General features: G+C 33.0%; 21 protein-coding genes, 1 other RNA gene and 1 pseudogene. 16 read left to right on the forward strand and 7 right to left on the reverse strand.

Annotated elements, in window-relative coordinates; translation table 11 throughout:
- Window positions 1-28: 28 nt before the first annotated feature.
- The 3 genes from FC72_RS04955 to FC72_RS04965 all read left to right on the forward strand — a co-directional run bounded on the left by FC72_RS04955 (window position 29) and on the right by FC72_RS04965 (window position 1,851).
- Entirely contained in the window at window positions 29-508 is a 480-nt protein-coding gene (locus FC72_RS04955) for a hypothetical protein (protein ID WP_057765387.1), read from the forward strand.
- Window positions 509-571: 63 nt separating this feature from the next.
- Window positions 572-1,195 carry a DnaD domain protein gene (locus tag FC72_RS04960; RefSeq protein ID WP_057765432.1) on the forward strand — a complete coding sequence of 208 codons (624 nt, stop codon included), beginning with the start codon at window positions 572-574 and terminating at the stop codon, window positions 1,193-1,195.
- Window positions 1,195-1,851, forward strand: coding sequence for an endonuclease III domain-containing protein (locus FC72_RS04965; protein ID WP_057765388.1), 657 nt, complete (start codon window positions 1,195-1,197; stop codon window positions 1,849-1,851). The genes FC72_RS04960 and FC72_RS04965 overlap by 1 nt, the downstream gene beginning before the upstream one ends.
- 61 nt (window positions 1,852-1,912) lie before the next feature.
- On the opposite strand, the gene FC72_RS04970 is transcribed toward FC72_RS04965, so the two are convergent.
- Window positions 1,913-4,348 (reverse strand): transglycosylase domain-containing protein, encoded by a 2,436-nt coding sequence (locus FC72_RS04970; protein ID WP_057765393.1) that lies wholly within the window; start codon window positions 4,346-4,348, stop codon window positions 1,913-1,915.
- A complete protein-coding gene (recU, locus tag FC72_RS04975; protein WP_057765396.1) occupies window positions 4,348-4,971 on the reverse strand; it encodes a Holliday junction resolvase RecU in 624 nt (207 codons plus the stop codon). Before recU ends, FC72_RS04970 begins: the two co-directional genes overlap by 1 nt.
- Window positions 4,972-5,038: 67 nt before the next feature.
- On the opposite strand from recU, the gene FC72_RS04980 reads away from it, so the two are divergent.
- From FC72_RS04980 to FC72_RS04990, 4 genes and pseudogenes are all read left to right on the forward strand, one after another.
- The gene (locus tag FC72_RS04980; RefSeq protein WP_057765398.1) at window positions 5,039-5,590 is read left to right on the forward strand and encodes an SLOG family protein; all 552 of its coding nucleotides are present in this window, start codon (window positions 5,039-5,041) and stop codon (window positions 5,588-5,590) included.
- 65 nt (window positions 5,591-5,655) lie between these two features.
- A pseudogene (gpsB, locus tag FC72_RS10630) lies at window positions 5,656-6,054 on the forward strand (cell division regulator GpsB); the annotation flags it as partial.
- A 311-nt stretch (window positions 6,055-6,365) separates the two neighbouring features.
- Window positions 6,366-6,722, forward strand: an RNA gene (gene rnpB / locus FC72_RS10635) — RNase P RNA component class B.
- A gap of 71 nt (window positions 6,723-6,793) precedes the next feature.
- A complete protein-coding gene (locus tag FC72_RS04990) occupies window positions 6,794-7,912 on the forward strand; it encodes a THUMP domain-containing class I SAM-dependent RNA methyltransferase (RefSeq protein WP_057765400.1) in 1,119 nt (372 codons plus the stop codon).
- Here FC72_RS04990 and FC72_RS04995 read toward each other — a convergent pair.
- The 3 genes from FC72_RS04995 to FC72_RS05005 all read right to left on the reverse strand — a co-directional run bounded on the left by FC72_RS04995 (window position 7,909) and on the right by FC72_RS05005 (window position 10,521).
- Window positions 7,909-8,853 (reverse strand): magnesium transporter CorA family protein, encoded by a 945-nt coding sequence (locus FC72_RS04995; protein WP_057765402.1) that lies wholly within the window; start codon window positions 8,851-8,853, stop codon window positions 7,909-7,911. The two genes, FC72_RS04990 and FC72_RS04995, sit on opposite strands and share 4 nt — an antisense overlap.
- 181 nt (window positions 8,854-9,034) lie before the next feature.
- Window positions 9,035-10,048: a lipoate--protein ligase gene (locus tag FC72_RS05000; RefSeq protein ID WP_057765404.1), complete on the reverse strand. Its 1,014-nt coding sequence runs from the start codon at window positions 10,046-10,048 to the stop codon at window positions 9,035-9,037.
- Between the two features lie 80 nt (window positions 10,049-10,128).
- On the reverse strand, window positions 10,129-10,521 hold the full coding sequence (locus FC72_RS05005; RefSeq protein WP_057765406.1) for a reverse transcriptase-like protein: 393 nt from the start codon (window positions 10,519-10,521) through the stop codon (window positions 10,129-10,131).
- A gap of 27 nt (window positions 10,522-10,548) precedes the next feature.
- On the opposite strand from FC72_RS05005, the gene FC72_RS05010 reads away from it, so the two are divergent.
- From FC72_RS05010 to FC72_RS05040, 7 genes are all read left to right on the forward strand, one after another.
- Window positions 10,549-10,947: an EbsA family protein gene (locus FC72_RS05010; protein WP_235805150.1), complete on the forward strand. Its 399-nt coding sequence runs from the start codon at window positions 10,549-10,551 to the stop codon at window positions 10,945-10,947.
- Entirely contained in the window at window positions 10,931-12,613 is a 1,683-nt protein-coding gene (locus tag FC72_RS05015) for a formate--tetrahydrofolate ligase (RefSeq protein WP_057765411.1), read from the forward strand. Before FC72_RS05010 ends, FC72_RS05015 begins: the two co-directional genes overlap by 17 nt.
- The gene (lspA, locus tag FC72_RS05020) at window positions 12,613-13,077 is read left to right on the forward strand and encodes a signal peptidase II (protein WP_057765413.1); all 465 of its coding nucleotides are present in this window, start codon (window positions 12,613-12,615) and stop codon (window positions 13,075-13,077) included. Before FC72_RS05015 ends, lspA begins: the two co-directional genes overlap by 1 nt.
- Entirely contained in the window at window positions 13,067-13,969 is a 903-nt protein-coding gene (locus tag FC72_RS05025; protein WP_057765434.1) for an RluA family pseudouridine synthase, read from the forward strand. The genes lspA and FC72_RS05025 overlap by 11 nt, the downstream gene beginning before the upstream one ends.
- Before the next feature lie 101 nt (window positions 13,970-14,070).
- Entirely contained in the window at window positions 14,071-14,592 is a 522-nt protein-coding gene (gene pyrR / locus FC72_RS05030) for a bifunctional pyr operon transcriptional regulator/uracil phosphoribosyltransferase PyrR (protein ID WP_057765415.1), read from the forward strand.
- A gap of 21 nt (window positions 14,593-14,613) precedes the next feature.
- Entirely contained in the window at window positions 14,614-15,702 is a 1,089-nt protein-coding gene (locus FC72_RS05035) for a carbamoyl phosphate synthase small subunit (RefSeq protein WP_057765417.1), read from the forward strand.
- Window positions 15,693-18,092 carry an ATP-binding protein gene (locus FC72_RS05040; protein WP_057765419.1) on the forward strand — a complete coding sequence of 800 codons (2,400 nt, stop codon included), beginning with the start codon at window positions 15,693-15,695 and terminating at the stop codon, window positions 18,090-18,092. Before FC72_RS05035 ends, FC72_RS05040 begins: the two co-directional genes overlap by 10 nt.
- A gap of 42 nt (window positions 18,093-18,134) precedes the next feature.
- On the opposite strand, the gene FC72_RS05045 is transcribed toward FC72_RS05040, so the two are convergent.
- On the reverse strand, window positions 18,135-19,787 hold the full coding sequence (locus FC72_RS05045) for an Rqc2 family fibronectin-binding protein (protein ID WP_057765421.1): 1,653 nt from the start codon (window positions 19,785-19,787) through the stop codon (window positions 18,135-18,137).
- A 146-nt stretch (window positions 19,788-19,933) separates the two neighbouring features.
- Here FC72_RS05045 and FC72_RS05050 point away from each other — a divergent pair, with 146 nt between their 5' ends.
- Together FC72_RS05050 and FC72_RS05055 are read left to right on the forward strand one after the other, a co-directional pair.
- Window positions 19,934-20,800, forward strand: a complete 867-nt coding sequence (locus FC72_RS05050) for a DegV family protein (protein ID WP_057765423.1) — start codon at window positions 19,934-19,936, stop codon at window positions 20,798-20,800.
- Window positions 20,801-20,917: 117 nt separating this feature from the next.
- Window positions 20,918-22,138, forward strand: a complete 1,221-nt coding sequence (locus FC72_RS05055; protein WP_057765425.1) for a CAP domain-containing protein — start codon at window positions 20,918-20,920, stop codon at window positions 22,136-22,138.
- Between the two features lie 151 nt (window positions 22,139-22,289).
- Here the strand turns inward: FC72_RS05055 and xerS are convergent, their stop codons facing one another.
- The gene (gene xerS, locus FC72_RS05060) at window positions 22,290-23,354 is read right to left on the reverse strand and encodes a tyrosine recombinase XerS (protein WP_057765427.1); all 1,065 of its coding nucleotides are present in this window, start codon (window positions 23,352-23,354) and stop codon (window positions 22,290-22,292) included.
- Window positions 23,355-24,220: the final 866 nt, after the last annotated feature.

Raw genomic sequence — 24,220 nt, forward strand, 5'->3', positions numbered from 1 at the left:
TTTCTGTTAACTAAGTAAAGGAAGAATTATGACTAGAGTCACAAAAATCTTATTAAGTATATCGTTAGTAGTATTAGCTATAGTATCGGTACTTACATACATCAATATTTCTTTTGCACCGTATTCTAGTGCGAAATCACAAGCCAATAAAATTGCTGAACAAAAAGCTGAAATCGTTCAACCGGATTATTTTGGTAATTATACTCGGACTAAACAATATTATTCCGTTGGCGGTCTGACAAGCAAAGAAAAGTATCGTTATATTATAATTAATGCAAAAACAGGTAAAACTGAAGTTATTAATAAAAATGATGCACCACTTCGTAAAGAAATTGTTCAAGGTGTAGTCGATAGATATGATCCTAAAAAGGTTCTACACATAAATTTGGGTATCTATAAAAACAAACCAACTTGGGAAGTTGCCTTTAAAAATAAAAAGGGAACTATCGGCTATAATTTAGTAGATTTTAAGACGGGTAAAAGTGTACAAATTATAAATAATATTTAACAATAAAGGAGGAGGGAATTTTTCTCGGCCTCCTTTTTGTTATCTTTTGAAGGGAATAAAAAAATGAATGAGGATTTTCTAAAACAAGTAATAAACAGTGGTGCAACTAATCTAAATAATTTGATTTTAAAAAATTACAGCAAATTAGGTATGACTGAAAAAGATCTAGTAATTTATCTTGTATTGTCAATGTATGCACAAAAGGGAGTGCAGTTCCCTATGGCAAAAGACATAGCTAGTGATACAGGAATGGATGAAGCTAGTATTTATACAATTATCCAGGGATTAATAAAATTAGGTATAATTGAATTAAAAACTGTTATTGAGAATCATCAACAAAAGGATATTTATTCTTTAACTCCTATATATCAGCGATTAAATAACCTTTTAGAACAAGAAAATAAAAGTCAAAAGAAACAAAAATTGATGAGTGACACCGAAGAACTATTCAAAAAAATCGAAGTTGAATTTGGTAGACCAATTTCACCAATTGAACAAGAACAAGTTCATCAATGGATCGATGGCGATCACTATAGTATTGAATTAATTGATTTGGCTCTAAAGGAAGCTGTTTTAAATCAGGCCTATTCATTAAAATATATGGACAGAATTTTAATCAGCTGGGAGAAAAGTAATATTAAGACTGCTGAGCAACTACAAGATAGACGAAAGAAGTTGGGTTACTAATGTTAAAAGACGAACAAATACTATGGGCTATAAAAGAAATGGAAAAGGAGATGGGTCCAGTTGGCCCCTCACTAGATTCAAGAACACCTTTTCAATATTTGATTTCTGTCATTTTAAGTGCTCAGGCTACGGATGTATCAGTAAATAAAGTAACTCCAATTTTATTTTCAAAATATCCTGAACCAAAGGATCTTATGAACGCCGATTTGGAAGATGTTGAGACAATTATTAAAAGTGTAGGTCTATTCCATAACAAAGCTAAAAATATCATTAAAACGGCCCGTATCGTGCATGAAGAATTAAATGACGTGGTACCTACAACTAGGTCAGGTATTATGGCATTACCAGGTGCGGGTAGAAAAACAGCAAATGTAGTTTTGAGTGACGTTTTTGATCAACCAACATTCGCAGTTGATACCCATGTTTCGGCAATTTCAAAAAGAATGCATTTTGTTGATCAAAAAGCTACACCGATACAAGTGGAGAAAAAAATCGTCAGTGTTATGCAGCCTGAAGAGCTCCATAGGGCTCATCATACAATGATTGAATATGGTAGAAAATATTCAATGAAATTAGCACCTGAACAAGAAACTAATGCATTGATCAAAGAATGTGATCGCTTAAATGAGCAAAATTATTTGCTAGATAACAAATAAAATTATCGGAATAGGGCATAAAAAAAGTTCTAAGTAGAAGTTTATTCTACCTAGAACTTTTTTAATTATTTAACGAACTACTTTGAGTCGTTGATCCTTGAGAGGAACCACCTTGAGTGGAACTATTGCCACCGTTCCCACCGGTATTGCCAGTGTTACCAGTATCTGTTCCTCCGTTGTTATTACCACCAGTCGTACCGCCGTTATTATTGCCGGTATTACCAGTATTGTTATTGTTGTTATTATTTCCACCATTATTGGTTGAACCAGTATTTGAATTAGATTCATTATCTGAATTTGTAGAGCCATCACCGGTCTCTGTATTGCCATTTTCAGTATTATTAGTTGTTGTGTCAGAATCTGACTCCTCATTATCAGTTGTTCTTCTATTTGTAGTTACATCATTAGAACTTGATTCTGAGGTACTGTTTGATGAAGATGAATAACTTTCACCTTTGTAAGGATTATTAGGAGCATGTCCTTTAACGAACAATTCTTTAGTATAAGAACTGCTTGAAGAACTAGGGGAGGCAACTATAGGTGTTGCTGATCCACTGTTCTTGATCATTAATGAGACAACACTACTTGGTTTCTTCCAATCAGAATTAGTCTGCTTAGATTTTAAGTATGCCATTTCTGCTTTGTATACTTTACCGGCGACATTTTGATAAGCGTCAGTTATACCTTCTGAGTTGGGAGAGTCGTATCCAGTCCAAACACTCATAGCATAATTTTTTGTATATCCAGCATACCAAGCATCTTTAGCTTTACCACTAAGGGCAGAATTACTTGCAATAGCATTATCACCATAGTTGGTTGTACCTGTTTTTCCTGCTTGGTAAAGTCCAGGTATATTTGCATATTCTGCATATGTCTTTGGAACACCCTTTAAAACATCCGTAATCATGTAAGCAGTTGAGTCTTTCATAACTCGTTTGCCTTTAGGATGATATGAGTGTGTTATTCCATCGGCTGTTTCAATCTTAGAAACATATGATGGTTTGTAATATTTACCACCGTTAGCAAATGCTGCATATGCTGATGCGTTTTGTAAACTAGATACATCACTACCAATACCAGCAGATAGTCCTTGATCAGATCCAATTTTAATACCTAAACCTGACGCAAATTTCTTGGCTTTTGAAAAGCCAACTGCTGATAAAGTCTTTATAGCAGGTACATTTCTTGAATTAACTAAAGCTTCACGAAGACTCATTTGACCTTCGTATTTTTCATCCCAGTCCTTTAAAACAATATCTGTTCCAGGATAAGTATATTCTGTATCTTCAACTTGATGATAGGTTGACCAGTTAAGATATTCAAAAGCAGGTCCGTAATCCAGAATAGGCTTCATAGTTGAACCATTACTACGTGTTGTTTGAACGGCACGGTTTAATCCAAATTGAATGTTTTCAAGATTTCTACCACCGATCATAGCAACCACTTTACCGTTATTTGGATCAACTATAGATGCACCAACTTGCATTTTAGAATCCTGGAATTGAACATAACTTGATGAATTAACGATATTATATAATTTCTTTTGAGCATCATAATCCATGTTGACCGTGATCTTTAGATTATCTCGATATGGGTCAAATCCTTTTTTCTTAACTTCAGTAATAGCTTCTTTAATATAAGGATCTGCAATTGTACGACGTTCATCATTACTATTTGAAACTTTTCTATATGGCTTTAGTCCATCGGTTATAGGGGTATTAATAGCCTCTGTAGCCTCTGATTTAGTTATCTTATTGTTATTGTACATAGCATATATAACAGAATCACGACGGTCTTTGGCAGCCTCTGGATGAGTATATGGATCATAATTGCTTGGTGCATTTGGCAAACCGGCTAGTAAGGCCATCTGCGGCAAACTAAGATGTTTTAGGGTTGTTCCATAATAATATTTGGCACCTGTTTCAGCACCGTATATACCATTATTTAGATAAACCTTATTAATATAGAACTCTAAGATTTGTTGTTTTGAAAATTTCTGACTTACTTTCATTGCTAACCAAGCTTCTTGCATTTTACGCTTAAAAGTTTGGTCTTTAGTATCAGTAGAAAATACTGTTAATTTTATCAATTGTTGAGTTAAAGTACTTCCACCTTGTAAAGTTCCTCTAGTCAAATTTGTATATGCAGATTTAACAATACGAACAGGGTCAATTCCCAATGGCTCATTGTAAAAGTTCTTATCTTCAATTGAAACAACAGCATCTTGCATCTGTTGTGGGACTTTATCGATTGTTACGTAATTTCTTTTATTGTCTCCAAGAGAAGCAATCGTTTTGCCGGTGGTATCGACAATAGTAGACGAACCACCGCTTTGAAGATTCTCCTGACTGACTACAGGAGCACGTAATGCATAGTAGATAAATATAACTAAAAATATACCGATCAATATTCCTAAGATAGCTCCAAGCCATTTCATTATATTACGAAAGGTTGAGGGGGCCTTAGGGTTTCTCCTATCTTTAGATGTATTGCTCATTATTTCTCCTTCTCACTATCAATTAATTGTTGTACAGCCTTAATATAAGGCAGAGTAGGGTTATACGACGAATTGATCTCGATGGAACAATCAGTAATTTGTTTAAATTGAATTGATTTTGCTCCATCGTGTTTTTGATTATCCCAATATGTTATCAGATTTTGAGCCGGCATGATAAAATATCTTTTCAATAGAACGTATTTTATTATTACAAAGCAAATTCCGCCTTGTTTTTGGCAAGCTTTCAAGTGATCAATTTGATGTTGATGAAAGTTTTTTAATGGAAAAGTATTTTTGTGCTTTGTCTCTTTTGCCTCAAAGTCTATATAGTATCCATTGTAAATTCCGTTATAATCAGTAGTAGATGCTTGTCTAAAATAAGCCTCTTTTATAACAGCACGACTTCTTTTAGGGTAGTCTACTTTTACTATTTGAATAGGTGTAGGTTTTTTATAGATAACAGCAATGTCATGGCTACGGTAATATTTATTACTTTCATTGATTTCTTCTTCAAGAGTCATACCTCTGTCACCAAAAAGAATTTTCTTTTTAGCAGAGGTTGATAGTGTTGGTTTGTTTGATGGTCGATTGAATTTTCGTCCATCAGGATAGTTTAAATTCAAAATATCAACTCCTATCTGTGAATTATACCATGGCAATGAAAATATTAATTAATGGAGGAACGCTCAAATGCTCAAAAATTTATGGATCACTGGGTATCGTTCCTATGAAATAGGTATGTTTAAAGATGATGATCCAAAAGCTTCTGTTATTCAAAAATTTTTTGAAGAATGTTTGATAAACTATATTGAAGATGGTACTGAGTGGGTGTTAACTGGAGCACAGTTAGGAACTGAACAAATAATTGGCAAAGCAGTAACTTCTTTAAAAGATAAAGGTTATAATATAAAGCATGCAGTAATGTTACCGTTTGCTGAATTTGGGGACAAATGGAATGACAATAACAAACGATTACTAAATATTTTTTTAAGAAATGCGGACTATGTCAATAAATTAACAAATATGCGGTATCATTCAGGTAAACAATTAAAGATATGGCAAAACTTTATGTTAGAACATAGTGATGGCTCTATTATTTTTTATGATCCAGAGAGTGGCGGCAAGCCCCAATATGATTATGATGCGATGAAGAATTATGTGGATCATGGAAAAGATTACCAAATAGAGCTTGTTGATTTTGATACTATGCAAGATTTTGCTAATATTATGTATGACAACTAGTTCAATTTATTTTTTTGCTATTAAAATAATGCAATGGGGTGTTTTTAATGAACAATATGAATCAGATGAATGGTTATAATCAACAAAATCCATCTCCAGAAAGTAATGATGGTAGCAAGTTTGCTTTAAATTATCAACCAAATGATATTCTACAAAAAGAATTTAAAAATAAAATGCGTGGATATGATCCAGTTGAAGTTGACCAATTTTTAGATGGTGTCATTAAAGATTATGAAACATTCTCCAATGAACTTAACCGTTTAAAAGACGAAAACGACGGTCTAAAACAACAATTAAGTGCTGGTGGAAATAAGCCAAACACTGAGCAACCAAGAGGATTGAAAAATAATATGCGTTCTACTATGCAACCAGCTCGTCCTGTTGCAAGTGCGAAAGCTGAAAATCCATCAACAAATTATGATATTTTAAGAAGAATATCGAATCTTGAAAGACGTGTATTTGGACATGATTTTTCTAAAGGTGTTCCAAATGAAGAAGAACATGCAGGGGTAAAACAATTTGCTTCAGCAGCCGTTCCTAACAACAATATGAATCATGATAATATGGAAAATGGCCACAATAAAATCAATCCCAATCCGATGAATAACATGGGACAAGGCCAAATGAATAACCAAAATGGTTTCAACGGCTCACCAGACCATTTCCAAGCAAATCGTCCTAACCCCAATCAAGGACAAAATATGAATGGTTTTAATAAAAATATGAATAATAGTGGAAATTATAATCAATTTTAGTTATAATAGTCCCATTGGTAAATTTTGAGTAATCGCGGCCTAGTTGTCTAGGCTGAGGAAAGTCCACGCCCGCACGGGCTGAGATGCTGGTAGTGTTCGTGCTTGGCCCAATAAGCCAAGGTACCTTTTGGTAACGGCAACGAAAGCACTAAGGTTTTTGACTATGTGTTAATAGTTTGAAAGTGCCACAGAGACGTAGTGTTGAGGGAAATCTCAGCAGTGGAACGAGGTAAACCCCACGAGCGGGCAACCCAAACTTTGGTAGGGGCGCTTCATAACGAGAAATGAATCTACTGTGAAGGCTTAATTGTAGATAGATGATTACTAACTGTATCGGATCGCCTAATCGATACATGAACAGAACGTGGCTTATAGAAATTTGCCCAAGGCAGAGGACGACTTTGTTCGTCCTTTTTTTGTATAAAAAATAAAGTTTAAGAGGAATAACATGAAATTAATTGCAACCATGTCTAGTGGTTTTGAATCTATTACAGCAAGAGAACTTCAAGATCTCGGCTATGAAACACAAACTGAGAATGGCAAAGTTTACTTTGAAGGTGAACAAGAAGATATTGCTAAAGCCAACTTATGGCTAAGAAGTGCAGACCGTATTAAGATTCTCATTGGAACTTTTAAAGCAACTACTTTTGATGAGTTATTTGAAAAGGTTTATGCCATTGATTGGGATAACTGGTTGCCATTAAATGCTGCATTTCCAATTAAAGCAAGAACTGTAAAATCAGCTTTACATTCAGAACGTGATATTCAAGCAATAACTAAAAAAGCCATTGTAAATAAAATGGCAGATATTTATATGAGACGTGGTAGACTCCCAGAATCAGGCGCTACATTTCAGATTGAAACTAGAATCCACAAAGATGAGGTCGAAGTTACATTAGACACAACAGGGGCTTCTCTTTATAAACGTGGATATCGTCAAGAACACGGTGCTGCACCACTAAAAGAAAACTTTGCTGCAGCAATGATTCTTTTAACAGTTTGGCATCCAGATATGCCATTTGTTGATCCAACAACAGGTTCTGGTACTATTGCAATCGAAGCTGCGCGCTTGGCTAGAAATATTGCACCTGGTATTCAAAGGCATTTCTTATTTGAGGATTTTGATTGGTTTGATCCTAAACTTTTAGCTAATCTCAAAGAAGAAGCAAAAGCAGGCGAGACTAATCCTGAATTAAATATTTTTGCAAGTGATATTGATGGTTCAATGATCGATATTGCAAAATTGAATGCCCATGATGCAGGTGTGTTACACGATATTCAATTCAAGCAAATTGCTTTAAAAGATTTAAAAATAGAAGGTGACGATGGAGTTGTCATCGCTAATCCACCTTATGGTCAACGTATGAGTGAAATTTCAAAAGTTAGAGAACTATACAAAGAAATGGGAACAGTTTTTTCAACCATCCCCACTTGGAGTAAGTATATTTTGACTAGTGATTTGGAATTTGAAAAGTATTATGGCGAAAAAGCCACTAAAAAGCGAAAATTATATAATGGATCTATCAGAACTGATTACTATCAATACTGGGCTACAAGACGACACTAAGATCTATCTCGTCTATTAAGGTCCCAAAGTATCAGTCCTATCATTAAAATAGTTAGAATAATGGAGAATATCCAAGACCATTTCTTATCTGAAACCGGTAATGGCATATTCATTCCATAAAAACCAGATACGATCGTGGGAATACTTAAAACAATAGTATATATTGTTAGTATTTTCATGGTCATATTTGTTTGGTTATTCAAGATATTATTATAGGTATTAGCAACACGATCAATAATATCTGAAGTTAAACTTGCTTGTTCTCTTATTTGTTCGATTTCTACGATAGAATCGTGTAAATGTTCGTGAGAACTCTTAGTTAAATTAATGCTGTGAAGTTTGCCACTAGAAATAATTTCCATTTGTTTAACAACATTAAAGTTTCCATTTATAGATGTACTAATATAAGTTATTAAATCTTGTAGATTTGAAAGCTCAAATATTTGTGAATTACCTGATCTCTTTTTCTTGATATGATCTTGAATACGGTTTCTATTATGGTTAATTTCGTTTATCATGTCGTTATAGTCATTAGTTATTTGATCGAAAGCATTAAATATCAATGACCAAATCCTATCATCTGAATCGTTCTCCAACATTTTGTTAGCTTTAATAATATAGTCTTTAACATAATGGGTCTGATTGTTAGTGAATAAAAATATATTGTTTTCTTTAATGGCAAACGAAATAGGTAAAGTGATTTCTGAAGCTTCACCTAGTATGCTTTGTTCATTTTGAGCATTAAAAACAATTAAAAATACATCACTTGGTTCATCATATTCAAGACGAGCACGTTCATTTGTATCATCGGCATAATCTAAAATTTCATTAGTTATTCGATAATTTTCGATTAAATTGGTTCTATCATCATCGTTAAGTTCCTTTATTGAATGAATATCAATTAAGTTAATATTGTTAGTTATTTTTTCTTGGGTAATCATAATTGAACTCCTTGTCGAAAATAATCATAGCATAAATGCCATATAACCGAAGTAGAATAATATGTCAAATTCTACTTTTTCTTTTCGTGACAAAATGTCCAATGACAAAACAAGAGTAGGGTACATGTAAATTATATTTAAATAAAAAAGGGTCGCAATATGCGACCCTTTTTCCAATACTTTATGGAGTAAATAAAGTTACCAAGTCATCCTTAGGGATTCCTTTAAAGTAATCATCCAAATTGAATTTATCTAAAATTGCTAAAATATCATCACGATCAAATTTAACATTTAAAAGTTCTTTCTTAAGATCAGTTGTATCTTTCATACCGAAATAATCACCGTAAATTTGAACATCAGAAATTTTACCATCGGCAATATTATAACGAATATCAACTGTTCCCATGTCGAAATGTTTTCTCTTCTTTGAAGTGAAAGCAGGTGATTTTCCATAAACCCAATCCCAATTGTAATAGTACTTTTCTTTGAGTTTATCGATTTCTTTTTGATCCTCTGGTGTAATTACATATTCGTGTGACTTAATATCATCAAGATTTTTGGCATGGAATAATTCTAGTAATAGCTTATCTCTAAATTCTTCAGTACTTAGGTTTTGATACTCTTTTGCTAAGTATGGACGAAGATTAGTTACACGACTTCTAATTGATTTGATACCTTTTGATGCAATCTTATCTTTTTGAACGTGTAATGCATCTGTTAAGACATCTAAATCCACATCAAGTGATAATGTACCATGTGAGAATGTTTTACCATTTTTAGAATACATTGCGTTTCCAGAGAATTTCTTGCCATCAACAAGCAAATCATTTCTACCTGAAACTTCTGCGGTTGTTGCTCCCATTTGATGTAGCGCATCGATGATTGGTTGTGTGAATGACTTAAAGTCACCAAAATTACTATCATCTGAATCTACCATGAAACTGAAGCAAAGATTTCCAAGGTCTTGGTATACAGCACCACCACCAGATAGACGGCGAGTAACTGTAATATTATGATCTTTAATGTAATCAGCGTTGATTTCTTCCATTGTATTTTGGTTTCTACCAACAATGATACATGGTCCTTCAATGTAAAACATAACAAGTGGTTCGTTAAATTCAACATTGTTCATCAAATACTGTTCAGTTGCTAAATTATCACGAATATCGCGATCTTTCATTACAACGTAGTACATACAAAGTGCCCCCTCGGCTATTAATTGAAAACGTTTTTATCATACCATATAATTTAAGAATTATATAATGAAAACAATTGTTATAAACGTCTAATCTTAAGTAATTCCTGATGAACTAAAGCATGCGCCTGTCTATTGTCCTTGTCAGCAATATGTTTTACAAAATAGCTAGGGAAGTACTGAAGTTTCTTTAATATTTGGTCTAATATGTCTTGATAACTTTTAGAGTATTTTTTTCCTATACTATCGGTTAAAATCTTACTATCGGAATGAATAAAGAGAATATCTAACATTTTCATTTCAATAATTTTATCTAAAGCTTTGTCTAAAGCTAAGAATTCCAAGTAATGATTATCGACTGCTTTTGTCTGTTGGACAAGTGTTGTCGTTTCGTCATTATTTTTTATTACGTATGCAATGGCGGCAATATTTAAATTAGTATTTAAACCAGCGTCGGTGTACAATTTAATCATATTATCAAAAGCCTTTCAGGAGAAATTATGAAGAAGTATTACGTACAACCCACAGGATCATGGGGCATTATTATATGGTCTTTAGCATTAAGTATCATCTTTTTTGGGATAATTATGCAATTAGAGATTTTTGAATTAAGTATTGTGCCCTTCATTATTTGGTTTGTAGGAATCATTTATATTTTTTATGTAATATCTAATTCTTGGATTAAAGTATCCAAAGATCAGATCATTGTCAAAGAACCTAACTACTACAAGGCAAGAATTTTTGATCGTGACGATGTTTGCTTAAAATATATAAACGATTACTTAGTTATGATTAGTTTTAAAAATCATGATTACTTTCCAATGAAGGTTGTTTCAACAAAGAAGATTTTATCATCAATTAAAAGAAAAGCGGGTGGAACAAATGTCATTTCCAAGTGATATTGAAATAGCTCAAATAAATGAACACGATAATATGAAAAATATCGAAAGAATATCTGGATTATTAGGTTTAGATACTGAAGATATTGAACCTTATGGTCACTATAAAGCTAAAATTTCTAGTAATGGAATTAGAAAAGCAATGAAACAGGAGAATGGTAAATTAATTTTAGTTACATCTATTAATCCTACTCCTGCCGGTGAAGGTAAATCCACAGTAGCGATTGGTCTTGCTGATTCTATGCAGGCTATTGGTGAAAAAACGGTTTTGGCTTTACGTGAGCCTTCTTTAGGCCCTGTTATGGGTATGAAGGGTGGAGCTACTGGTGGAGGATATGCTCAAGTAGTTCCAATGGAAGATATTAATCTGCATTTTACTGGTGATATGCATGCATTAACAAGTGCAACTAATACTTTAGCAGCCTTGATCGACAACCATTTACATCAAGGCAACAAATTAAACATTGATCCAAGAAGAATCGTTTGGAAGAGAGTTCTAGATATAAATGATAGAGCTCTAAGAAATTCCGTAATAGGAATAGGTGGGCCAACAAGCTCTATTCCACGTGAAGAACATTTTGAGATCACTGTTGCCAGTGAATTGATGGCAATTCTTTGTTTATCACAAGACTTAGATGATCTTAAAGAACGTATCTCTAAAATTTTAATTGCTTACACCTATGATAAAAAGCCTATTTTTGTTAGGGATTTGGGTGTTGAAGGCGCAATAACAGTATTGCTTAAGGATGCCTTGAAACCAAACTTAGTACAAACTTTGGAAAATACTCCAGCCATTGTTCATGGTGGTCCTTTTGCTAACATTGCTCATGGATGCAATAGTATCTTAGCAACAAAGTTAGCTATGAAATTAGGAGATTATGCAGTCACAGAAGCTGGATTTGGTGCTGATCTTGGTGGTGAGAAATTCTTAGATATAGTAACGCCTAAATTAGGTCATACTCCTGATGCAATTGTTATTGTAGCAACTGTTAGAGCTCTTAAATATAATGGTGGACAAAAACTTGCTGAATTAAAAGAAGAAGATTTAAACGCTTTGACAGTCGGCTTTAAGAACTTAAAACGTCATGTTCAAAATATGCGTTACTATCATATTCCAGTTGTTGTTGCTATAAACAAATTTGAAACGGATACCGATAATGAGCTTAAATTATTGAGAACTCTTTGTGAAGGTATTGGAGTAGACGTAGAAATAGCTGATATTCATCATAAAGGTAGTGATGGTGGTAAGGATTTAGCTCGTATGGTCGTACGTGCTACTGATAAAGAATCAAATTACACTAGATTATATGATGATGCTCAACCAACCGTTGAAAAAATTGCTACAGTTGCATCAGAAATTTACGGTGCAAATAATGTTGAATATAGCAAGAAAGCTGAGAATCAGCTAAAAGTATTAAAAGAAAATGTTTGGGACGAAATGCCTATTTGTATCGCTAAAACACAATACTCATTAAGTGACGATCCTAAGCTACTAGGAAGTCCCAGAGATTTCACTCTACATGTAAAGGAAATTGTTCCAAAGCTTGGTGCAGGATTCATCGTAGTTTTGACCGGAAGTATTTTGACAATGCCTGGTTTACCAAAGAAACCCGCAGCATTGAATATGAATATTGATAATGATGGAACAATTAGCGGATTATTCTAATGCCGGCAATTTATGCTATTGTTTTAATTTTACTAGTGGTAGGTGACCAGACTCTTAAGTTATATGTGGTAAATAATATCGCCACTTTACACTTTCAAGAAGTTATACCTGGAATCTTATCTTTAACACATATTACAAATACAGGTGCAGCTTGGAGTATGTTGGAAGGAAAAATGATTTTCTTCTATATTGTAACGATTATTGCTATTATTATTTTGAGTTACTTATTTATCAAAGCTCCCAAAAATAGTTACACTTATCGATTTTCTTTGATTTTTCTTTTAGCGGGAGCGATAGGTAATGCAATCGATCGATTTACTCAGCATTATGTAATTGATATGTTTAGTTTTGATTTTATTAACTTCCCAATTTTTAATTTGGCCGATACTTATATAACCGTAGGAGTCATTTTAATAATTATCTCTTTAATTTTTACGTCAGCAGGTGATCAATATAAGCACTAAAGTACAATTAACTTTTAACGAACCAACAAAATCTCGTTTGGACAATTTTGTTAGCGAAAATTTAAATGATCAGACAAGATCACAAATTCAAAAATATATTAAAGAAGGAAACATCTTAGTAAATAGTAATATTGTTGAAAAAACCGGTGCTAAATTAACTTCCGGCGATGTAATTGATATAACTATTCCTGATGAAAAGCCCATTGAGGCAGTTCCGCAAGATATTCCACTTGATGTTATATATGAAGATAGTGATGTATTAGTAGTTAATAAACCACAAGGAATGGTAGTCCACCCGGCTGCCGGACATCCTGACCATACGCTAGTCAATGCAATTTTATATCATAGTAAAATCAATGATAACGATATCTTACGTCCAGGTATTGTTCATAGGATCGATAAAGACACTTCTGGTTTATTGATGGTTGCAAAAAATGATTTGGCAAAACAATCTTTAATGAAGCAATTGAAAGATAAAACCAATTTAAGAGAATATCTAGCAATTGTTCATGGTAACTTCAAGGAGACGAATGGTAAAATCAATGCTCCAATTGGACGTTCTAAAAAGGATCGTAAAAAACAAGCAGTCGTTGACGATGGACGTTCAGCTGTTACTCATTTTACTGTTTTAGAACAGTTTGACGAATATTCTTTATTAAGATTAAAATTAGAAACTGGAAGAACTCATCAAATAAGAGTTCACATGAAATATATTGGACATCCAGTTGCAGGTGATCCTCTTTATGGACCTAAGAATACTTTACAGGGAAATGGACAGTTTCTACATGCCCAAAAATTAGGGTTTGAACACCCAAGAACTCATAAATGGCTAGAATTTTCAATCGACCCGCCAGAAATTTTTCAAGAAACTTTGAATAAACTGCGCAGTTGACAGTCGTAGCTTAGTGCTATAATCTGAAAATAAGTTTATGTGAGAAAAATTATAAAGATCACTCACAATAGTGGGTGATCTTTTTTATAAGGAGAAGCTTTATGGCTAAAGAAATAATTGACGGACAAACAATGACTCGTGCATTGACTAGAATAACTTATGAAATAATAGAGCGAAATAAAGGAATTGACGATTTAGTTTTAGTTGGTATTAAAACTCGTGGAGTTTTTGTAGCACATAGAATAGAATCACGCTTAAAACAATTGGAAAATATCAGTATCCCAGTCGCAGAACTAGATATAACTCCTTATCGAGATGATATGACACATGAAGAAATAGAAAATATTAATATTCCACCATTGGATATTGATATTGATAAAAAACATATTATTTTAACAGACGATGTTTTATATACAGGTAGAACAATTCGTGCCGCTATGGATGCTTTAATGAAATTTGGACGCCCTAAAAAGATCTCTTTAGCAGTTTTAGTTGACCGTGGACATAGAGAATTACCAATTAGAGCCGATTTTGTTGGTAAAAACATACCAACATCTCAAAAAGAAAAAATTCGCGTTTCAATGAAAGAAATTGACGGCGAGGATAAGATCGAAATCGAATAATTTGAAGGAGTTCCTTTCAATATGAAACGATATCTAATTTTGGAAGATGGAACAGTATTTCCTGGTGTTGGATTTGGATCTTCAATAATTACTACTGGACAGTTAGTTGTTTCAAACAATAGAACTGGTATTGAGCAATCAGTAACTGATCCTGATTCTGAAGGTCAAATTATAGCATTTACCGTTCCTGCAATAGGATTATCTGGAATAAATAGAGACTTCTATGAATCAATTAATTCACAATGTAAGGGTGTAGTTATAGGTTCATCTAGTTCAGCAACCGTTGATGGATCAATTCCTTTTGGTGATTGGATTGAAACACTTGGAATCCCTGGAATTAAAAATGTTGATGTAAGAGCTTTGTCAAAACATATATCTGAACACGGCGAAATGAAAGCTAGTATTATGGATACTCATGATGAGCATGCAATTGATCAGATCAAGGCCTTAGTATTGCCACCTGATCTTGTAAAGCGTGTATCTACCAAACAATCTTATCCCAATCCAAATATGGGATTAAAAATGGTAGTAGTTGATTTGGGATTGAAATACTCAATCTTACGACAACTTTCATATAGGGACTGTAATTCGGTTATTGTGAATTATAATGCTTCACCTGAGGAAATTGAAAGTTTACATCCGGACGGAATCATTTATTCAAATGGACCCGGTGATCCAACTGACCTTCCAAATACAATTGAAAATATTAAGGTACTGCAAAAAAAATATCCTATTCTAGGAATTGGATTAGGTAATTTATTAATTGCATTAGCAAACGACTGTAAAATCGAACCATTAGACCAACCTCATCACGAATCATCCTTAGCTGTAAAAGAAGTGGCCAGTGGGAAAATTGATTTTGTTAATCATAACCATTCATATACAATTGATCCTAAATATATTAGCGCTTCTGATTTTATCGTAACTAATATCTGTGTTGCTGACGGTAGTATCGAAGGTATGCGTCATGAATATTTGCCAATTATGTGTGTCTTATTTGAACCTGAGGCAGCTCCTGGCCCAACCGATGGTTATTATGTTTTTGATGAATTTATTGATTTAATTGGTTCAACTAAGAACCAGTATGGAGGTGTTGATCGGTGGCAATAAGTGATGTACACAACATTTTAATTATTGGCCCAACGTCAAGTGATAAAAATGTAGATTTATCAACGGCTCTTTACGATACGGTAGAAATACTTCATAAGTTAGGATACAAAACATCCATTATTGTTGAAGACCCAACGTCGTTACTATCATCAGGAGAATTTTTGGATCGAATTATCGTAGAAAAAGTAACTGGAGATAATATTTTAAAATATTTAAATGACTATCATCCAGATGCAATTTTACCAACCATTGGCGATAAAAATGCTCTTGGAATCGTAGCAAGTTTAAACGGGAAAATAAGTAATATAAGAATTCTAGGAACCAATTATTTGGCCTCATTAGCGACATTTAAACGTGAACTATTCATTAAACGATTGAGTCAAAATGATTTGCCAGTTATTAATTTTGTTTCTTCCGATGATGAAACAGAAATCTATAGCTTTATTAGAAAAATCGGTTTTCCCATAATTGCTAGACGAAAATATTCTAATCGTCATTTTAGTGGTTGGACAAATATTAATAATCTGTTTGAATTAGATAACTTTATGGCACTAGAGGAACTAGAAGATACTAAAATTGAAATTGAAAGAAGCATTCGTGGTTTTAGTGAATATTCATTTACTGTCATGCGCGATCGTTATGAAAATGCGGCTTTAGTCGGAACTATCGAAGATATTGAACCTATTGGTATTCACCATTTGGACTCTAATTTAATATCCCCAGCGGTTTCTTTGAATGACTCTAAATTACAAAAATTACGTAACTATTCTATCAAGTTGGCTCAAGCTTTCAATGTAGTTGGCGCTTGTACAGTTCACTTTGCATATAATCATAAAACAAATGAATGCTATATTACTGAATTTATCCCACGCTTGAGTGAGGAAACTAAATTCTTAGAATATGCAACTAGTTATCCATTAGCAACTGTTGTAGTCGAATTGAGTCTTGGATATCACCTTGATAAGGTCCAACTAGATTCAGGTAGTAATTTTAATGGAGCAACCGAACCATTTGTAGATCATATAACCTCAAGATTCCCACTTTGGACTGATCCTAAACAAAAGTATTTGGGTCCAAGTAAAACTTCAAATTCTAGTATTGTCGTCAATGGATTCAGTATTGAAGAGGTCCTCAATAGAGGTGCTTTGAATGACAAAATAAATGATAATCTTGAGCGATATAACAAATTGCGTCAATTAAATGATGATGAACTTTTTGAAAAAATTATTCATCCAACTAATTGGATGCTTGATGTATTATTAGAAGCTTTAAGAAGAAAGTTCGAAATACCTGTTTTATCTGAAGTAACTAGTATTAATGTACCTTATTTAGTGGCACTACAAAATGTAATGGATAATAGTGCGGTTATTCGAGATGACGAAGTTGACGAAAACAATATTGAAAGACTTGTTGAATATGGAATTAAGGGTGTCGGCAATAGTAAATTATTGATGAACTCGGATGATATTGTTACTAAAACAGTCGTAAAGAGCAAACGCTCGATTGGAGCATCTGGACCTGGATTCATGAATCATAACTACTTTGTTACAAGTGGAATATCGAATGATATAGAATTTAATGATAGAAATAAAATAATAGTTAGATCTCCTATAATTACTTCCAAAAGAGATATTATGGTTCGCCAATTTGTTTTATTACAACTTGTTAAATCTATCGAACAAAATGGATTAGAACCAGTCGTAATAGGGCGTGAACCTTGGACTGCTCCTTTGTCAGTTCGATACAATGTTTTAGAAATAGATGATCCTCATCGTGAAATGAGTGAATTGAATTTAATTCCAGAGAACAAAATCTTTAAGATTATCGATTTTTCTAAATTTTGGAACTTGGATACAAGCGACAGTGATAATAAAAATATTTTTCAAATAAATGCTAGAGAACTAAAAAATGTAAATATTGCCGGCGATACAACTATAAAGGTTATGGTTGTTACTGATGGTAAAAATTACCTAGCACCATCAATTATTTACAGAACAAAGAAAAATTCTCAAACATACGAAATAAGTGACTTTAACAACTTTTTGAGTGTTGAAAATAAAGATGAAATTTTGACAATTATCAAGCATGAATTGGATCTATATAAAGAGATAAATATATTTAATTTAGAAATTGTAAAGAGAAATGATCACTGGGTCGTAACTAAAGTTTATGAGGGTATGACTGAAGATATAATTAGACATGAATTAGCTAGTTCAGTTCATGTTATTGATACATTAGTAAAATTAATCTTAGGTAATAAGATTGATGAAGGATTAAATCTAGATGAAATTTTTAAAAACTATGATAGTGATTATCTAGTTACTGTTAATGAGAAGAAATTTAGGTTTATGGATTATGATGAAGTTAATAAACTAATTCAGAGTATATAAAAAACGTCGAATTTACACTTCAAATGTAAATTCGACGTTTTCTTATTCTTTTAATTTAGCTACTAAATCTCTATCTGGATCAACAAGAATTGTTTTTTGACCTTCAAAAATTACAAATCCAGGCTTAGCACCATTGGGTTTTCTTATATTACGAACTTGAACATAGTCAACCGGTACCTTATCTGAATCCCTTGCTTTTGAGTAATACGCCGCAATTTTAGCTGCTTCAACAATAGATTCTTCATCAGGGTCGCTATCTTTTAAAATAACATGTGATCCTGGAATATCTTTAACATGAAGCCAGTAATGATTCTTTTGGGCTAGTTTCATTGTTAATTTATCGTTTTCGATATTGTTTTTACCGACAACCATTTCTATTCCGTTAGTAGTAACAAATTTTTCACCGACAGTCTTTTTGCGCTTCTTACGACCATTTTTACGCTTCTTCTTAATGTAACCAGATTCTATAAGCTCTTCAATAATACCGTCAACATCCTCTATATCAACATATTCCAATGATGCTAAAACAGATTCCAAATAATTTATTTCATTATTTGTTATTTCAAGTTGCTCTTTAATATGAGGGATAGAATTTTGTAATTTACGATATTTCTTATAGTAACTTTGAGCATTATCTGACGGTGAATACTCAGGGTTCAACTTGATTTCTACTTCTTCATTATTGTAGTAGTTAGTCAACTTAATAGATTTAGAACCACGTTGAATCTTAGACATATAAGTCGTCAATAATTCGCCGTAAAGGTTATATTTATCCATTATCTCAGTTTGCTTAAGTTGTTTATTGAGCTTCTTAACCTTAGACTTATCCTTTTTAAGGATAATACTCAATCTGTGAGTAATACTCTTTGTTTGCTGCTCAATACGATCAACCCTAGCACGATCCAAATAATAATTATCCAGCAATTCACTTAGACTACTATAATTTTTAGAATCTTTGGTAGTTTTACTAAACGGAATAGGGAAGAAACCCAGTTTTCCATTCTTAATCAGATGTGCTGCATTAGGAGTAGGTGAGTCATAACTCAAAATAATATTATGGGCTTCATCTAAACGAGCAAATAATTCATCTGAAGTATCAATGCCGATACCTTCAAATTTTTGACGAATATCACCTGCAGACTCCAATCCATCAAATTCTTTTTGACTAGCCTCAAACGGATTCATTTTGTCTTGCTTTGGAGGCAATTTATAATCATCGTTAGGTAGTAGGCCACGAAAGCTATTGTTTTCCGGAGAAACACGTTTAATTAAATCGATAATTTTACCTGTTTCCTTGTTAATTAAGAAAATGTTGCTGTGACGACTCATAATTTCTATTATAAGTGTATATTCATGAATATCACCTAATTCATTTTTTGCACTTAATTCAATCATTACGATACGATCGTTATTAAGCTGATGAAATCCTTGAACAATAGCACTAGTGATATATTTTCTAAGTGACATAACAAAAGTGGCCGGTTTTGCAGGATTTTCAAAAGGCTGTTTAGTTATTTGCACTCTGGCATAACTAGGATGAGCAGACAGTAGTAATTGTTGGTTTTTTCTATTACTTCTAATTGTCAAAATCAACTCATTTGCAAAGGGTTGTTGTATCTTGGCAATTCTGCCACCCGTTAAATTTTGGTTCAATTCGTTTACCATAGCATGCGTAAACATTCCGTCAAATGACATATTTAAAGTAATCCTCTCTTATAAAAAATAATTAAAAAACAAATTTTGCTTTTTACCAAGTGGCAAAAAAATAGCAAAAGTAATATGATATAATCTAATGGTCATACAATCATTATACGTAAGTAAAACAAGGAATTGATAATTTTATGAAAATAGCCATCGTTACAGATAGTACATCATACCTACCGCGAGATATCGTCGATAAATATCATATAACTGTTGTTCCAATAGAGGTAGTTTTTGATAATAAGACATATCGCGAAGATATTGATATCACAACAGCGGAGTTCTATGAACTCTTGAATAAATCAAAGGAATTGCCATCTACAGCGCAACCTTCAATCGGTGAAATGATGAATATCTACGATAAATTGGCCAAAGAAGGCTATGATACCGTAATTTCCATCCATTTAGCAAGTACAATCTCAGGATTTGTTAATAATTTAAAAAGTGCAGCTGCATCAATTAAAAATATTAAAGTTATACCATACGATTCATGGATCACAGTTAGATTAATGGGGTATATGGTTCAAGAAGCCGCAAAAATGGCACAAGAGAACAAGTCACTTGATCAAATTATTGAAAGACTTAATACTCTCAGAGATTCAATGGGAGAAGCATTCGTAGTAAATGATCTTAAGAATTTAGTTAAAGGTGGACGTTTGTCAAACACTTCTGCAGTAATTGGAACAATGTTAAACATTAAACCTTTACTAGAATTTGACGATAAGAGTCATAAAATTGTCGCATACGATAAAGTACGTTCAATTAAAAAGGCTAAACTAAAAGCTGAAGAAAAGCTAGAGAAAGCCATCGGAAATTCTCAATATCCTTTAAGATTATTAGTTATTGATGCTGACGATAAAGAATCTGGAGATATCTGGGCAAAACACTTAAAAGAACGTCATCCTGAATTAACTTTAGATAGATCATATTTTGGACCAGTAATTGGTGCACATTTAGGTAAAGACGCATTAGCAATTGCTTGGATAAGAGATTTCGAAAAATCTTAACGAATTTATTTTTAAAGAGCCATAAGGCTTTTTTATTTTGCCCTTTTACTTTAAAATATAGTTTATAGATATTTATTTTTATATCGTTTATTTTCCTATAAGAAAAGGGGATTTATTATGTTTTCAAAAACAAAAAAAATAGCTGTTCTTTTAGCTTCAGGAGTACTATTATCAACATCATTTAGTACAACTGCATTTGCTGATACAACAGCTAATTCAGATACAGCGGTTTCTACGGCTACCAACAATACCGACAACGGTAATAGCCAAGTTAATACGACAGATTCTAATGCTAACAATAGCAGTAATACAAACACAGCGTCTACTCAAAATAATAAGCAAACTGCTATAACTCAATCTAAGGCTTCAGATATTGATGTAAATGCTGTTAAAGAAGCAATGCTAACGGAAATAAACCGTTTGCGTTCTCAAAATGGACTAAATCCCTTGACCTCAGTAGATGTACTAAATACATATGCACAATCAAGAACTGATAGCTTTACTAATACTGGTGTAGATGATCACGCCGGTTGGGATTCAGCAAACATGTACCCATATAATCAAAGCGCAGAGGAAAATATTGCTCAAACCCCTTTGTCAATTATGGGAACTAATGATCCTACAACAATTGCACAAAAAATTACTACAGAATTTTATGTAGAAAAATATGATCCTGAACCAAATTATGGTCATCGTAAAAATATGTTGAATCCATATGTAAACTACATTGGAATTGGTGTTACAGTTGCAAATGGCATGATCTACTTCTCACAAGAGATCGGTAATGACCAGGCAGCTAATGACAAAAATGATGCAAATGATATGTACAATTACTATTTAACTAATAACAATGATTTTGCTAATGTCTCCAATTACGATCTAGCTGATTCAGCTCGTGAAAGTACAAATCCGGACTACGTTTCAAGGGATAACTACACAACCTTAGATCTTCGTGGTGGTGTAACAACTAAGGGCAACTATGTCAGCGTTTATGATAGAAATGGTAACAAGTATGACAGCATTGCATTACAACCTCATACTGATTGGGCTTCAGATTTAATTTCTATCATTAATAATAATATTTATTTCCACGTGTCTACTAATGGTTTTGTTTTAGCCGATGATGTTTTACCATGGGCAACATTCTTAGCGGGTACAATCGTAAGAACTAACACTAATGCTCAAATATATGATGATTATGGAAATCCTACAGGACAATATTTAGCCTCAGGTTCCGATTGGATCACTGATCGTCGTTCAACAAACTTAACTACTGGTTCAAAAATGTATCGAGTAGGAACAAATGCTTGGTTAAGAGCTGCTGATTTATCATATTAAACATTTTTAAGATATTTGCTTTTAGCAAGTATCTTTTTTTATTGATTTAGTTGTGTCATAGTACATGTAAAAAGCAGTCTGATCTCTTTAGTTAATAAAGAGACCAAACTGCTTTTTTTAGCCGTTATTTATACATAAAACTCATTTTAAACTACATCTTATCCAATCCTTGACGCTGCTCTTCATCAATAATATGAGTATATAAACCTGTAGCACTGGTAGAATTTTGACCTAACTGAGTGGCCACTAATTGTTCATTCTTTGTGGCCAAATATAACTTGGATGCTAACGTATGTCGCAATTTATGAGGTGTTATGCGCACTTTAAATACGGATGAATATTTAGCAACCATTTTTTCTATTGAATTAGCTTGCATACGTGATGCTTTCCCTCGATAAACGCTCAGAAAAAGGGCACGATCAGCATTAGTAGCGTGATATATTTCTTTACGATCATTAATATAATTTTGGATATATGGTAAAGTCCATGGTGCAATTGGGACAGTATCACGTTGACCACCTTTACGAACGACTCCAATTGTCCCAGTCTTTAGGTTTATGTTACGAAGATCAGCATTTGCGGCTTCGGATACACGAAGGCCGCTTCCCAATAACAACGCATTAATTGCTAGATCCCGCTTTTTATCACGATAAAAGTAACGTTTCTGAACAGGGGAAAGACTAGATTCATATTTATTATCAATAAAATCAAGATAATCATGATCAGTATTACCTAGCATCAATTTCGTTTTTAAATTGGCAGCCCTTGTCGCATAAGTCTCACTAGTTCTAACCAAGGAGATTTTATGCATAACGTTTCGGTAAAAGTAGGCTTCACCATTCTCGTCTTCAGTATCTTCGGTTAAATATTTAAATAACGATGAGAGGGCATTTAAGGAACGATTAATTGTTGGATGTGTACGACTGCCTGTCGCACCCGTCAGCTTTGTTTGATTGAGTAGGGCAGACTTGTACAATTCAACTGTTTCTTTTTTTAATTTTGCTAATACTTGAATATTAATATCAGCAGGTTGGGTTACGGGTACGATGTTCTCACTGATCAACCAGTTAAAGAATCGTCTAAATTCTGTAAGGTATTGATACAATGTAGCGGGTGACAGGGGGATAGTTGATTTTGCTTGATAATATTCTTTAACGTACCAAGGTGAACTGGAAAGTTCTTCTTCGATTAATTTTAAATAATGTTGTTTTTCCATAGGAGTATTCTCCAAACGTATGTTCTAATAGTATTTATGATACTGATGAATGTAAAAATAAGCAAGTCCCCTAGCAAATTTTTACTTACCACTGTCTTTAAAATATTTGTTTTAATGAAAGTACACAATTAAGAACACACAAGATACTCAATGGATCATTAAGTCTAATAAATACTATAGTTATTGAAAAACCACTCATATCAAGGTTTTTGAGTAATTATATAAATATTTCAACAATTACTCACAACCGTTGAAGTAACTAATTAAATGGCTACAAATGGCTTCACAACAACTTTCGTGGAGGTTTTGAACTGTAATTATACATACATATTTGGATTCTATCGATTATATTATCGAATTAAAATGACAATAATCAATCAAATACTGTTTAAGTTTTTTTAGTATCTGATGATGCACAATAATATTTAATATCAGCATTTAAATAGTAATTATGACTTATGTTTTAGACGGACCCTGAGACGTCGAGTTCATTTAACAGCTATAAGGTTATGGTTTGTCTGTTAAAATCAATACAGCTTAGATATATAAATTACCAATGTGTAAGATTTAATTGGTAGCAAAGCAATAATTACGTAAGTGAATTCTAAGCACAAGTTCATACTTTAGTTGGTGTGGTCATCGTTAAAATGTCTTAGAATGATCCTAGAAGGATACTTAAATGTTGGATTTACAAAATCAAGTCTTTAAGTATGTTTGACTGGTGTTAGATAATTATATTATTATCCTAAGCATTTTACTTAATCAATTTGCTGACGAACAATCAATTGAATAAAGACAATAAGTTGATTGTGTAAAAGGCACCCGTAAAATGTAGGAAAACGGCAGGTTAGAACTGTTGGTTTTCC

This window comes from Companilactobacillus tucceti DSM 20183 (genome assembly GCF_001434665.1).
In the GTDB taxonomy this organism is placed as follows: domain Bacteria; phylum Bacillota; class Bacilli; order Lactobacillales; family Lactobacillaceae; genus Companilactobacillus; species Companilactobacillus tucceti.

What these genes read in the sequence shown, in the direction of transcription:
- FC72_RS05035 (WP_057765417.1), top strand. Translation starts at nt 14,614, where the DNA reads ATGAAACGATATCTAATTTTGGAAGATGGAACAGTATTTCCTGGTGTT.
- lspA (WP_057765413.1), top strand. Translation starts at nt 12,613, where the DNA reads ATGCCGGCAATTTATGCTATTGTTTTAATTTTACTAGTGGTAGGTGAC.
- FC72_RS04960 (WP_057765432.1), top strand. Translation starts at nt 572, where the DNA reads ATGAATGAGGATTTTCTAAAACAAGTAATAAACAGTGGTGCAACTAAT.
- FC72_RS05045 (WP_057765421.1), bottom strand. Translation starts at nt 19,787, where the DNA reads ATGTCATTTGACGGAATGTTTACGCATGCTATGGTAAACGAATTGAAC.
- FC72_RS04990 (WP_057765400.1), top strand. Translation starts at nt 6,794, where the DNA reads ATGAAATTAATTGCAACCATGTCTAGTGGTTTTGAATCTATTACAGCA.
- FC72_RS05000 (WP_057765404.1), bottom strand. Translation starts at nt 10,048, where the DNA reads ATGTACTACGTTGTAATGAAAGATCGCGATATTCGTGATAATTTAGCA.
- FC72_RS04955 (WP_057765387.1), top strand. Translation starts at nt 29, where the DNA reads ATGACTAGAGTCACAAAAATCTTATTAAGTATATCGTTAGTAGTATTA.
- pyrR (WP_057765415.1), top strand. Translation starts at nt 14,071, where the DNA reads ATGGCTAAAGAAATAATTGACGGACAAACAATGACTCGTGCATTGACT.
- FC72_RS05010 (WP_235805150.1), top strand. Translation starts at nt 10,549, where the DNA reads ATGAAGAAGTATTACGTACAACCCACAGGATCATGGGGCATTATTATA.
- FC72_RS05050 (WP_057765423.1), top strand. Translation starts at nt 19,934, where the DNA reads ATGAAAATAGCCATCGTTACAGATAGTACATCATACCTACCGCGAGAT.
- FC72_RS04995 (WP_057765402.1), bottom strand. Translation starts at nt 8,853, where the DNA reads ATGATTACCCAAGAAAAAATAACTAACAATATTAACTTAATTGATATT.
- FC72_RS05015 (WP_057765411.1), top strand. Translation starts at nt 10,931, where the DNA reads ATGTCATTTCCAAGTGATATTGAAATAGCTCAAATAAATGAACACGAT.
- FC72_RS04980 (WP_057765398.1), top strand. Translation starts at nt 5,039, where the DNA reads ATGCTCAAAAATTTATGGATCACTGGGTATCGTTCCTATGAAATAGGT.
- xerS (WP_057765427.1), bottom strand. Translation starts at nt 23,354, where the DNA reads ATGGAAAAACAACATTATTTAAAATTAATCGAAGAAGAACTTTCCAGT.
- FC72_RS05005 (WP_057765406.1), bottom strand. Translation starts at nt 10,521, where the DNA reads ATGATTAAATTGTACACCGACGCTGGTTTAAATACTAATTTAAATATT.
- FC72_RS04965 (WP_057765388.1), top strand. Translation starts at nt 1,195, where the DNA reads ATGTTAAAAGACGAACAAATACTATGGGCTATAAAAGAAATGGAAAAG.
- FC72_RS04970 (WP_057765393.1), bottom strand. Translation starts at nt 4,348, where the DNA reads ATGAGCAATACATCTAAAGATAGGAGAAACCCTAAGGCCCCCTCAACC.
- FC72_RS05055 (WP_057765425.1), top strand. Translation starts at nt 20,918, where the DNA reads ATGTTTTCAAAAACAAAAAAAATAGCTGTTCTTTTAGCTTCAGGAGTA.